Genomic DNA, 12480 nt, shown 5'->3' on the forward strand with positions numbered 1-12480 from the left:
TTTACCCAATTTTACTCAACCTGTCCTGGTTTGTCCCCGTCAGCCAAGGCTGATAAACCGGCAAACCAACGCTCAATCTGTTCCAAAACGCATGCACCCTGTTACAAAACGACTTGTCCGGCTCTATGCATTCCTGCTGCTTTTAGGTCTGTTGCCGCTGGTCACAGAAGCCGCCGGAAAGCCTCGGCTTATCGACCGGAAAGCCACGAAAGAAACCGTTGCCTTACATCGTAACCTGCACCGGCTGACCAAAAAACATATTTTGTTCGGTCATCAGCATGCAACAGAGTATGGCCACGGCTGGTCGGATGAGCCCGGCCGCTCCGATGTTAAATCCGTATCCGGGTCGCACCCGGCCGTTATCGGGGTCGATTTTAGTGGTTTAACGGGCCGGTCCCAGCAAAGCATCGACGCCTATCGGGAACGCCTGCGTGCTTCCATCGTCGACACCTACGACCGGGGTGGCGTTACCACAGCCGCCTGGCACTTTTCCAATCCCGTTTCCGGTAACGGGTTCAATTGGGTCGATTCCGTTTCGTCGCCCGCCGTACAACACCTTATTCCGGGTGGATCGCACCATGAACAGTACAAGGCTATTCTTCGCACACTTGGCGACCTGGCACAGTCCGTACGGGGGCGCGACGGGAAACTGGTGCCGGTGATTTTTCGGCCGTATCACGAGTTTGACGGCAACTGGTTCTGGTGGGGCAAATCGCATTGTACGCCCGCTGAGTTCAAGTCGCTCTGGCGGTTTACGGTTGGTTATCTGCGGGATTCGCTACAGGTCCACAACTTCATCTATACCTTCTCGCCCGACTGCCTTTTTACCACGACGGAGCAGTACCTGGAACGGTATCCGGGCGACGAATGGGTCGATATGGTAGGGGTAGACAACTACGCTGACTTCGGGCGGAACGAACGCTACAACTTACAGGCAGGCGTTCAGAAATTAAAGATCGTATCAGACTATGCCCGGAAAGCCGGTAAGCTGGCGGCCTTCACCGAAACCGGCCTGGAGTCTATCCCCAACAGGAGCTGGTGGACCGAGACCCTGTTGAAATCACTCCTGGCGGAGAAGATGCGGCTTACCTACGTGCTGGTCTGGCGCAATGACAGTCGAAGCCCGACCCATTATTATGCCCCCTACCCCGGTCAGGTCAGTATCCCCGATTTCCTCCGGTTCTACCAGCACCCGTACACCTGGTTCGAGGCCGATCTGCCGAAGATGTACAAAAAACGGCTGCTGAGTCTCTGACGTTTAAAAGAAATGAGGTGGCTAAAAGGCTATCAGAGTAGTAGGAACATTTCAGGCAATTCCTTTCCCCTAAAAATACCTTATTCCTTTTCTCCATGCGATCGAAACGCTTTGCAGTACTTATACTAACGATACTCCTGTGCCAGTGGTCGGCGATAGCCAGAGCGCAAAAATCGACCGTCGTCGGGCAGTTTGAGAACCAGTCAGACATTGGCAAGGTCAAACGCCCCGGCTCCGCTACCTATAACGCAGCCCGGCAAGAATACACCGTAGAAGGATCGGGCGTCAATATGTGGTTCAACAGTGACCAGTTCCATATGGTCTGGAAGCGCATGAAAGGCGATTTTATCCTGCAAACAACGGCCCATCTCCTGGGCAAAGGCGTTGACCCGCACCGTAAACTAGGCTGGATCGTACGGTCGGGCCTCGACTCCAGCGCGGCCCACATCAATGCTGCGGTACATGGCGATGGCCTTACGTCGCTGCAATTCCGACGGACAGCGGGTGGCACGACAGAAGAGAAAAAATCGACGCTAACAGCGGCCGACGTGATTCAGTTAGCCCGCCATGGCAACACGTACACGATGTCGGTAGCCCGCAACGGACAGCCGTTTGTGAGCGAAGAGGTAACCGATCTGAATCTGGGCGATGAGGTGTATGTAGGGTTATTCGTTTGTTCGCACAACCCCGACGTTTCGGAGAAAGCGCTGTTCACCAATGTCCGCGTTATCGTACCGGCCCGCGATAACTTCGTCCCTTACCGCGAGTATATCGGTAGTTGCCTGGAGTTGATGGACGTGGCCAGCGGGCATCGTACCGTTATTTACCAATCGCCCGAAAGCCTGCAGGCACCAAACTGGTTACCCAACAACAAGGCGCTCATTTACAACAGCAAAGGCGGGCTGTACCGCTTCGACCTGAAGACGAAAACCCCCACGCTGATCAACAGCGATTTTGCTACCAACAACAATAATGACCACGTGCTGTCATTCGATGGCAAGCAGTTGGGGATCAGTCACCACAGCAAGGACGACAACAACCAATCGGTCGTCTATACCATGCCCACGACGGGTGGCAAGCCCAAACGCGTTACGGCTGTCACCACGGGTCCCTCCTACCTGCATGGCTGGTCGCCCGACAGTCGGGAACTGGTCTACACCGCCCAGCGCAACGGCGACTTCGACATCTACAAAATCAACGCCAACGGAGGGCAGGAGATCAAACTCACCGAGGGCAAACCCCTGGACGACGGCCCTGAATACGCCCCCGACGGCAAATACATTTATTTCAACTCGACCCGGACGGGCACCATGCAGATCTGGCGCATGAAAGCTGACGGCAGTGAGGAAGAGCAGATCACGAACGACGGGTATAACAACTGGTTTCCCCACATCTCGCCGGATGGCAAATGGATGACGATCCTGTCGTTCAGCACCGATGTAAAACCCGACGATCACCCGTTCTACAAACAGGTCTATCTGCGGCTGTTGCCAATCGCAGATGGCAATCCAGCGAAGGAAACGCCTAAAGTTATTGCTTACATTTACGGTGGGCAGGGCACGATCAATACACCATCGTGGTCGCCCGACAGCAAACAGCTTTCCTTTATCAGCAACACATCCTTATTGGACATCCCGGGGCCCAAAGCTCGGTAGTCTACTCGCTAACAGCAGCAACAATCTCAAACAAAACAATAAATCTTTTTCTACCCGAATGAAACGAAGACAATTTGTGGCGGCCTCGCTGGCTGCCTCCGCTGCCGTCACAAGCGGCCAGGTAGTGGCACAAGCCGCTCCCGCTCAGAAGCAGGTATTTGAGTTAAGAATATATGAATTTCGTACCGGCGCGTCGCCAGCCAGTCTGGAAACGTACCTGAAAGAAGGGCTGATGCCCGCCCTCAACAAACTGGGCGCGAAAAACATTGGCGTTTTCAGCGAGTTGGCGAAACCGGAGCCCGGCAAGCTGTATGTACTGATTCCCCACGCATCCTGGGACGCTTACTCGACTTCAGCTACCAAACTGGCCGCCGACTCGACGTATACGCAGGCGCGGACTGCCTATGACGCTGTGGCCGTTGACAAAGCGCCCTACGCCCGCTATACGACCTCTATCCTGAATGCCTTCGATGCGCTGCCTGCGCTGGCAGTCCCCGCCAAAGAAAGCCGGATCTTCGAACTTCGCACCTACGAAGGGTATTCGGAAGACGCCGTCCGGCGGAAGGTCAAGATGTTCAACGTCGATGAGCTCCCCATTTTTTACAAGACCAAACTCAACCCGGTCTTCTTTGGCGAAGTTATAGCTGGCGAACATATGCCCTGCCTGACTTATATGCTTACCTTCAAGAACATGGAAGAGCGTGACGCGAACTGGAAACAATTTGGCAGCCATCCTGACTGGAAACGCGTATCGCAGGCCCCCGAATATGCCAATACGGTTTCGCACATAATCCGGGTTTTCCTGGAGCCTACGGCCTATTCGCAGGTATAGATTTCAGGTGTAGCGGGCTTTGGCTGCCTACTTCCTGCGGCCCAGCCAAAGCCCGCCAATAACCAGTGCGGTACCTGCCAGCGTATACAGGGTGATGGGTTCGCCCATGAGGAAATAGGAGTACACGAAGCCGAAAATAGGGCATAGAAACAGCCACAGCGATGCCCCGACGGGGTTCTGCCGGATGAGGTAGAACCACAGTTGCAGCGCGGCCACCGACACGGGCAAAATCAGCCAGAACACCGACGCCCAGAATCGTCCGTCGTAGTGTGACGCCCCGAAGTCGGCGAACAACAACGTAAACGGAAGAAGTTGAATACCCCCCAGCAGCACCTGCCAGCCGTTGATGACCAGGTTCGACAAGCGCCAGTCGATGCCCGCATAATACACCGTTGCCGCCGACACCGATACCATCCCGGCCAGTAGAATCAACAGACCTTCGATCGTAGCAAAACTGTTTTGCAGCAGGGGATACGTCGCCACGCCCACGCCCACGATACCCAGCAGCAACCCGCCAATTTCATTGCGCCCCGGTATTCGGCGCAACCATAACGCCGACAGTAGGGCAATGAACAGCGGGTTGGTAGCGGTCGATAAACTACCGATTCCCGCCGAAACCTGCTTGAGCGCCAGCACGAAAGCCCCGAGGTAGATAGTCGTGTTCAGGAGCGCGAAAATAGCCAGCTGTTTGAACTCAGCGCGGGTCGGCCAGGCGCTTTTAGTGGGTTGTAACCCATACGCAAAGGCCAGCATAGCCGTTCCGGCAATGAAAAACCGGACGTTAGCCAGGATCAGCGGATGGACCGACTGCACGCCGAATTTGGTAGCGACCGAAGCCGATGCCCAGAGCGCGGCAAAAAGAAGACCGGGAACGGTGTTGGCGGGGAGAGACTTACGCACAATTATAGCGTTCGGGTACGCACTTTTTTTGCGGTGATTACCGTGAATGAGTTGATCAGTTTATCACCGTGCTCCTGCAGAGTTTTTAGAATAATGTGAGCTTTTTCTTCCGTTGTTGTCCGGGGCAATCGATAAAACAAGATGCCACTATGAATGTGCCCTTTCTGAAAGTGCAGTTTCCCAAAGTCACTGTCGCCCGTTAACAAAACAGTGTCTGACGAAACCGATGTTTTCAGTACGGTTTCGTCAGACACTCCGCTTTGCGTTTCCTGTATGGCGGTTACGCTATACCCCTCTGAACGTAACAGGTGAATTACTCTACCTTCCACGTTTTCATCAGCCAGTAGCCGAATCATGCGGCTAATTTTCGACTGCGTCTGCTTTGTACGGTATGAGCAGCAAACCGTAGACAAGCATAAATCTGCTCTCGGGTCAGGTGAGGATAGTCTTCGAGAATATCCTCTACCGTCTCACCATAAGCCAGTTTTCCGACAATGAGCTCAACCGTAATTCGGGTTCCCTTTAGGGTTGGCTTTCCAACCATGATTGCCGGATCGGCTATAATGTAGTCCTGCCACTTTACGTCAATCATCGCCTTGTTCATTTTCTGCAAATATATTCCTAAAACCCAATCTTCCCCTTGCGGCCGTTTGGCTTCTGCTGGTTGGCCCACGCCTTCATCTCGTCCAGCTCCTTCTCAAAGCCGCTTAGTGATCAGTCAAAGAAATCACCAGGTAATGATCGTACAGCCTTAATCGCCCGCATCAACATCGTAAAATGGCTGTCTCTTGACAATAATTTCTTGAGCAAGAGTTCTTTTTCAAATTCCTCCCGTTCATCTCCCACCTTCCTGGAATGGTGCCATTCTGCCACGGCATTGACGACCTCATGGTGTTTGTCCTTGACCGCTGGTTTCAGGTCTTTATGAAGATGATTCAGTAACGCAGCCGTGTTAACCGCTTTCTGATTCGTAGAATCTCTGGCTTTAAACAGAGAGTTGCCTCCAAATTCAATAATATAAATTATCTCCTGCTCAACATTATCTTCTGCGTGACAAGGATCAAGATAACCACCTACTGGTGTTTTCTTCGGCCTTTGTTTATTGGCTTTCTGATCGATCACATACAGATTCTGCCAGTCAAATACTAAGTCAGGCCGTTCAGTCTTCGTAAGGAAATGATCAACCTCCATTTCCTTGGGGCTATCGAACACTTTTTCGGTTAAATAGCATTTACCGTTGAAAACCTGATGTAACGCTTCAATTACGTCTGGCCTTCGATATGATTTTAAACTAGCTAGTGAAAGTGGAGCGGGTTGATCCCGAACTACATTAATCATTGGTGGGCGGTGTGTTGGGCTTCCTGTTGGGCAATTAACAACTCTAATTCAATTTTAAGAGTTGGAGAAAGATAATCACTGTTTTCGTCATAAATCTGCTGCAACGCCTTCTTCACCTCATCTCCCTTTTCACCCAGCCTATTCAAAACAGCATTTACCTGATTGATAATCTGATCCGCCGTCTCGGAGTACTCATTGTTCAGTCCAAAATGTGAGATCATCAAATCCGAATAACTACGGCCCGCCGTTTCTTCACTGATTCGACTTTCTTTTGTTGTCAGGTCAAAAATGGTAGCACTCTTAATGCTGGCAATTACAGCAGGTGAATGGGTAGCGGCAATGAACTGCACATTTGGGAATAATTCTGTAAGTAGAGGCAGAACTTGCTCCTGCAATTGTAGATGAAGGTGTGTTTCTGGCTCATCAATTAGTACTATCCCGCACGGATTATAACTGTAGTCCTTCACCTTTTTGCGAATTATATCAGTTCGCATGAATAAATCCATCATTATGCTAAGCAGAGCGGATAAACCTTCAGGAAGAACATCAAAGGTTACTCTCCGACTACCTGATAAATTCAAATAAAATTCGTAGCTACTCCTTGCAAACTCAATTTCCAACAAATCATCACCTAATATTTTTCGAAAAGTAGTCTCTAAGCTTTTGAAGAAATAATTAATTTGTTCAATTTGAGCACTCTTATTTTCAATCTGACTAAATGCTTGTTCAATTTTCTGATTTACCAGATACTGTTTAAACTTGCGAATAAAATACTCTGTTGAATCAGCATCATTAAGTTTACTAGAAAACTCTACTTCTTTCGACGGAGCATCGACACCATCAACTATACTAGCACGTTTGGCGGGGAAATAAGAATAGATTTTATCGTTATACAAATCCAAAACTTCTTTAGGAGTCATGGATCTACTAGCAGTCCCTTCGGCATTAATCTCATGTGGAATTGAAAAAGAGACAACAACCTGTTGTACACTTTTAGCATGAGATACTGGTGCAGTTACTTTAACGCCATCCTTTGTAGAAGCTATAGCAAGCAAAGATAGTTTAGTCTGATTCTCTTTACCTGAGAAGAACTGTCTATTGATAGCTCTCAAAATAGTGCTTTTTCCTGACCCATTTTTCCCTGTCAAGATTAGATGACTGAACGGCTTATAATCGTGCAGCGCTATATTGAAATTCCTGTATGCGTAACAGTTATTCACATGCAAGGATTTGATATAAGGAAATTTTTCAGGTGTAGTCATAATTCGCTGCTTTTCACAAAGTTACACGGGCTTATCTAAAACCCAATTTTCCCTTTCCGGCCGTTTGGCTTCTGCTCGTTGGCCCACGACTTCATCTCGTCCAGTTCCTTCTCATAGCCGCCCGACAGGATCGGGAAACGCATCCAGGAGCGCGGATCGAGGTTGTGGTCGTCGAGGTGGAAGCTGGGTGCGTAGCGTTCGCGCTTCCATTGGTTGCGGCTCCAGAGCTTGAAGAACCGCTCGACCCAGATCAATAACTTCTCCCGATCATGGACACCGGCATAATGCACTTCGGCCAGCTTCAGGACCTCAATGGGCGGCTGTTTGTCCCGAATGGCGGCCAGTTCGATCGTGTTCAGTACGTCATACGGCATCAGGTCATCTTCGTCGGTCTGCTTCTTGTCCAGTGGGCGCAGTTCGGCAGTCGGCTGTAGGTTATTGACCGCGTACAGCCCTTTTACTTTGATCAGCTCATCAGGAGCAATCGGGCCGGTTGCCAGGCTCGTACGGTCGGTGGGCTCCGGCGCGTTCTTCACGTTCAGGCCAACCGTTTCGAGCCAGCGCAACCAGCCCCGCAGAAAGTGCTTATCGATACCGGTAATCGGCGAAATGCTGCCCGCCGTGTCGCCATCCATGGTGGCATACCCAACGGCCGCTTCGGAGCGGTTCGATGTGCTCAGCAACAGGGCGTTGTTGATGTTTGCCAGCATCCAAATACTCGGAGCGCGCACCCGTGCCTGAATATTTTGCAGTGCCAGATCATCGGTATCCCACGACAGCTTGCGGCCCAGCTGGGCTTCGATCAGGCCGGTATAGGTTTCGACAAGCCCGTTGATGTTGATATTCAGGAAGGTAGCCCCGATGTCGTCGGCCAGTTCTTTGGCGGAGTTGAAGGTATCGTCGGATGAGTTTTCGGTGCCCTGGTACATCACCGTCAACAGTTTACCCATCATCGCTTCGGGGGTGTCGCAGGTTTGAAGCGCTTTGATATAGCTAAGCTTTTTCTTCACCCCTTCGATACCCAGATTTTCGACAGCCATCCGGATCATCAGATAGACCGTGGCGGCAATAGCCGATGAATCGGCCCCGCCACTCAGCGATAGGACATAGCCCTGTGAGCGGCTTTTGCGCAGGTAATCGAACAGGCCGAGCGCTACCGCCCGAGCAAATTCCTCTTCTTTCAGGTAACCGCCCCGCTCCCACGCTTCCAGCTCTGCTTTCTGGATAACGGGCGCAATATCGGGCCAGTCGAACCGCTCCACGACGCGCAGGTTGGGCAGGGTCAACGCCAGATTTCCCCGGTTTTGCACCTGGCTTAGCCGCGTAGCCTCGACGTCGACTACCGCCGGAACAATCACAAAGTCGTGGTAGCTAAGCCGCGCGCCGGATACCAGCAGTTCGCCGTTGGAAGCGACCATGGCATCGCCATCGAAAATAACCCGACCGGCTTCGTTCCCCAGCATGTTGGTATAGACATAACTGACGCCAAACGCCCGGCTGGCATCGACAACGAAGCGTTCGCGAATCTGTGATTTGAAGAAACCGAAATGACTGGCCGACGGGTTCAGGATAATATCGACACCCCGTTCGTAGAGTGCGCGGCCAGGGCGGTTGGCAATCCAGGCATCCTCGCATATTTCGAATCCGATCCGAATGCCCGACAGATCGAACACGATGTCACCGAACGGATACGAGAACTCGCCGATGCGGGTTTCGTCGCGCAGACCTATCTGCCAGGGCTGGAACCAGCGGGCTTCGTAGTGCAGCCCGTTATTGGCCATGTACTGCTTTACGGCGAAACCCAGAATCCGCTTATTGGCTATCAGGCAGGCCACATCATAAATCCGGTTGTTGTGGCGCAGCGCCAAACCCACCGCCACGGCGATATCGTTGGTATGCTCAACAATCTCCAGCAGCGAGGCAATGGACTGGTCGATGGTGCTTTGCGCGTAAAACGCATCTTCGCAGCCGTAACCCGAAATACAGAGTTCGGGCAGGCACAACAGATTTACATCCTGCCGCTGGGCCTCTTCAATGGCGTTGATGATATTTTGCTTGTTATGTTCCCAGGCAAGTGGAATTTGATTCAGTACCCCGGCGGCAACTTTCAGAAGTTTCATTCAGGTTGTGTATTGGTTATAGAAAGTACAGGTGCCAACGACCCTTCAAAAAACAGGAAACGTCTCCACCCACTTCGCTTTATAGTATATGGCTATTTGTAATAACTTCATTCTGTACGAAGAACACAAATCAGACTAAAATAGATTTGGTTAAAAATCGCCGTAATCTACCTGAATACAGGTTAGGCCGATGGTTCGGCGCCACATATCGACCACCTGCTGGCGATCGTCGACCACAACCTCAACGTAATAGCGCCCGGCAATGTGCTGATCGAACAACTCGGCTTTGACGATGGAGTCTTTGCGGTTGTCGTTTTTGGGACGCATGAACAACGCAAAATCCGTAGCGGCCCACCCGAAATATTCGCTCAGCCAGGCCGTAGTCTCAGGCCGGCACACGGCATCCCGACCGGAGAAAAACACGATAGCATACCCCGACGTCCGCATCGCCTGCACCAGCCGGATAATGGGCCACCTGGGCGTGTCTTCGCTTACCCGATGCCAGGCAAACGGGGAACGGTCTCCCTTGTCGGCGACAGTACCGTCGATATCGACCAGAATACAGCGGGGCAGCGACGCATCCTGATGGCGTTGGAACACGTCAGGCCGGGTCAGGACTTCCGGGCGAAAAGTAACGTTCTTTTTGAGGACGGCGAGTTGTTCGGCCTGTTGCCGGATGACCTCCTCCCCTACCAAATCATTGCGGTATTTGTCGCGCTGAATGCATTCGGCTACGGGAACATCCAGCAGCTGGTAACTGATTTCAACCTCGTCGAATTTGTCGGACAGCATCTGGCGAAACTCGGTGAAGTAGCTTTGTTTCAGGTTAGTGTTGTCGATGAGTACGTTCCAGTTACGGGCCAGACCTTCCAGAATGGCGGTCTTCTGCAACTCACTGACCAGGGTTTCGATGCGGTTCTTCTCCCGCTCGGACCAGGTTTGCCAATACTCCGACAGCGAAACCGGCAGCAAACTCCGGCGCAAATCATCGCGGTTCACGCGGAGCCAATTGGCGTTGTCGATGCAGAACTGCCGCGCAAAGGTGGACTTACCACTACCACTCAGGCCACTCAAAATCAAGACTTTCTTCATCCGGTTGATTGATGCCCATTTTCACAAAATCGTACGAAATCAGGCTTTTACCGTTGGGCATCCGATACGTTTGCCGTCCTTCGAAGCGCAGGTCCGGCGCAGCATGACGGAGCAGTGTTTCTTCCGACACTTCGTTCGCAATAGCGGCTACGGGCTGGAGGGTGGTCACACCCGTATTGCTGACCCAGCCGGTGTCATTGCTGCGCTGGAGTACGATGTTTAACAAGCCACCCGGCCGGAGGGTTTGCCGGATACTGGCAAAGGTCCGCTCCAGGTCGACATATTCCAGAAACAGATGGCAAATGACCAGATCGACGGAGTCGGGCGGGATGGCGACGGCGTCTGTAGTAACATCGGCCTGTAACAGGATCAGTTCATTCAGAATGGGTTCGTAACGCTCATACAGGACCGCCAGATAAGTTGGGTTGAGGTCTACCGCATAGACCGTCCGGGCCTCAACGAAATGAGCGAACCCGTTACCCGTACAGGCGCCATAGACCGCCACCGTCTGGGGATAACGCTGCTCGACTTTCTCTTTCGTTATTTCGCTCAACGACGCCAGCTGCCCAACGCTCTCGTGGCTCATGTGGCGTTCGTAATCGGCGTAAGGCACCAGACTCCAGGGATTCATAGGCATTTTTACACAAAAGTAGCCGATTACGCCTTCTTCATCAGCGAACGATCAATCGGCCGGCGAAGAAGGCGTCAATAGTGCATCCAATCGCCGGATCGACTGCACCATCGAGCGGACGGTATGGTAATTGATCTTCCAGGAATGGCTCATGTGCGTCCAGATCGGAATACCCTGGCGGGTCATGAGCGGCCACCACTCGCCAACCTCGTGGTTGACCATTTTATCCATTACAAAACGGTGTACATTTTCGTAGGCCTTCCAGTACTTAGCATCGCCAAAAATCCGGTAGGCATCCAGAAAACCGATAAGCACCTCGGCCTGCTGCCAGAATTCCTTTTCCCGGTCATACACGTCGCCACTGTGCGACCCTTCTACAAAAACGCCCCCATATTCCCAGTCTACGCCATAGTTGGCTGTGTGAGAAAATGACTTCTGTAGTTGGTTAATATAGGTCTCATGGGGTATTTCCAGTACAGCGAGGGCATGGAGCAGCAGCCAGGCAAATTCAGCGTTATGGCCATAGCTGGTGTTATCGTCGGCCTTTCGCTTCACGCCATCTTCCGTAAAGCGATCCCAGCCCCAGATGACGTCAAATTTGATCTGGGGTGCCACCCGCCAGTCGGCCCAGAACTGGGGGATGCCTGTGCCATAGGCCGGGTGCATAACTTTCGCGACCAGCAAGCTGATCACTTCCAGCAGCTTCCGGCGGTGGATGGCCTGCCGGGTGCATTCATACAAACTCGTGAAGGCTTCCATCAAATGCATATGGGCGTCGAGCGTTTTCCGGTTTCCGCCCGCAGCACCCGGCCCGGTCAGCGTCCAGTCGTGTTTAAATACCTCGAAATAACCTCCATAAGCCGTATCCGACGCGTACTTCTGCAACAGATCGAATACCTTCTCAGCATATTCCACGCCACGCGGATCGCCTGTTGCCAGGGTGTACTCACTCAGGCAATAGATAGCGAAGCTTTGGCCATAAACGATTTTCTGATCGTTCAGCACGTCGCCTTTCCGATTGGTCATCCAGTAGAAACCACCAAATTCGGCATCCCACATCCGGGTCAGCAGGTAATCGACACCATGCCGGGCGAGGTCAGCCAGTTTACCATCGCCATAGCCCGCACGGTGGGCTGATGAATAAGTATAAATGGAGCGCGTCTGGGCAATGAGCGATTTCTCGTCCTCGCCCGAATCGTTTCCGTATTCATCGAAATGCGTCACAAATCCACCGTTTTCGTGGTCGGCCGTGCGCGTTATCCAGAACGGCAGCAGTTCGGTGGTCAGGTGGGTGTGCAGTTCGTCACGGCACTGTTTTACTACTTGGTCAGTCATGATTAAGAGGAATAGAGCACCGTTGACGCTGATTAGTATGAGTTACAAGGATCGTTTTGA

General features: G+C 52.1%; 12 protein-coding genes. 3 read left to right on the plus strand and 9 right to left on the minus strand.

Going from position 1 to position 12480, the window contains the following annotated elements; translation table 11 throughout:
* Nucleotides 1-91 precede the first annotated feature (91 nt).
* The 3 genes from FH603_RS01640 to FH603_RS01650 all read left to right on the plus strand — a co-directional run bounded on the left by FH603_RS01640 (nucleotide 92) and on the right by FH603_RS01650 (nucleotide 3742).
* On the plus strand, nucleotides 92-1255 hold the full coding sequence (locus FH603_RS01640; RefSeq protein ID WP_186735404.1) for a glycoside hydrolase family 26 protein: 1164 nt from the start codon (nucleotides 92-94) through the stop codon (nucleotides 1253-1255).
* Nucleotides 1256-1350: 95 nt separating this feature from the next.
* Entirely contained in the window at nucleotides 1351-2910 is a 1560-nt protein-coding gene (locus tag FH603_RS01645) for a TolB family protein (protein ID WP_186735406.1), read from the plus strand.
* A 58-nt stretch (nucleotides 2911-2968) separates the two neighbouring features.
* Complete coding sequence (locus FH603_RS01650; protein WP_186735408.1) at nucleotides 2969-3742, plus strand: NIPSNAP family protein; 774 nt, start codon at nucleotides 2969-2971, stop codon at nucleotides 3740-3742.
* Nucleotides 3743-3769: 27 nt separating this feature from the next.
* On the opposite strand, the gene FH603_RS01655 is transcribed toward FH603_RS01650, so the two are convergent.
* The 9 genes from FH603_RS01655 to FH603_RS01695 all read right to left on the minus strand — a co-directional run bounded on the left by FH603_RS01655 (nucleotide 3770) and on the right by FH603_RS01695 (nucleotide 12420).
* Nucleotides 3770-4642 carry a DMT family transporter gene (locus FH603_RS01655; RefSeq protein WP_186735410.1) on the minus strand — a complete coding sequence of 291 codons (873 nt, stop codon included), beginning with the start codon at nucleotides 4640-4642 and terminating at the stop codon, nucleotides 3770-3772.
* A gap of 2 nt (nucleotides 4643-4644) precedes the next feature.
* Nucleotides 4645-4998 (minus strand): DUF5615 family PIN-like protein, encoded by a 354-nt coding sequence (locus FH603_RS01660; RefSeq protein WP_186735412.1) that lies wholly within the window; start codon nucleotides 4996-4998, stop codon nucleotides 4645-4647.
* Nucleotides 4995-5315 carry a DUF433 domain-containing protein gene (locus tag FH603_RS01665; RefSeq protein ID WP_342355207.1) on the minus strand — a complete coding sequence of 107 codons (321 nt, stop codon included), beginning with the start codon at nucleotides 5313-5315 and terminating at the stop codon, nucleotides 4995-4997. Before FH603_RS01665 ends, FH603_RS01660 begins: the two co-directional genes overlap by 4 nt.
* A gap of 41 nt (nucleotides 5316-5356) precedes the next feature.
* Complete coding sequence (locus tag FH603_RS01670) at nucleotides 5357-5980, minus strand: hypothetical protein (protein ID WP_186735414.1); 624 nt, start codon at nucleotides 5978-5980, stop codon at nucleotides 5357-5359.
* Nucleotides 5977-7242, minus strand: a complete 1266-nt coding sequence (locus FH603_RS01675) for an AAA family ATPase (protein WP_186735416.1) — start codon at nucleotides 7240-7242, stop codon at nucleotides 5977-5979. Before FH603_RS01675 ends, FH603_RS01670 begins: the two co-directional genes overlap by 4 nt.
* Before the next feature lie 35 nt (nucleotides 7243-7277).
* On the minus strand, nucleotides 7278-9362 hold the full coding sequence (gene nadE, locus FH603_RS01680; protein WP_186735418.1) for an NAD(+) synthase: 2085 nt from the start codon (nucleotides 9360-9362) through the stop codon (nucleotides 7278-7280).
* A 150-nt stretch (nucleotides 9363-9512) separates the two neighbouring features.
* Complete coding sequence (locus tag FH603_RS01685) at nucleotides 9513-10454, minus strand: phosphatase domain-containing protein (protein WP_186735420.1); 942 nt, start codon at nucleotides 10452-10454, stop codon at nucleotides 9513-9515.
* Nucleotides 10417-11085: a class I SAM-dependent methyltransferase gene (locus FH603_RS01690; RefSeq protein WP_186735422.1), complete on the minus strand. Its 669-nt coding sequence runs from the start codon at nucleotides 11083-11085 to the stop codon at nucleotides 10417-10419. The genes FH603_RS01685 and FH603_RS01690 overlap by 38 nt, the downstream gene beginning before the upstream one ends.
* Before the next feature lie 51 nt (nucleotides 11086-11136).
* On the minus strand, nucleotides 11137-12420 hold the full coding sequence (locus tag FH603_RS01695; RefSeq protein ID WP_186735424.1) for an AGE family epimerase/isomerase: 1284 nt from the start codon (nucleotides 12418-12420) through the stop codon (nucleotides 11137-11139).
* Between the last annotated feature and the right edge of the window lie 60 nt (nucleotides 12421-12480).

The sequence above is a fragment of the Spirosoma utsteinense genome (genome assembly GCF_014282275.1).
In the GTDB taxonomy this organism is placed as follows: domain Bacteria; phylum Bacteroidota; class Bacteroidia; order Cytophagales; family Spirosomataceae; genus Spirosoma; species Spirosoma utsteinense.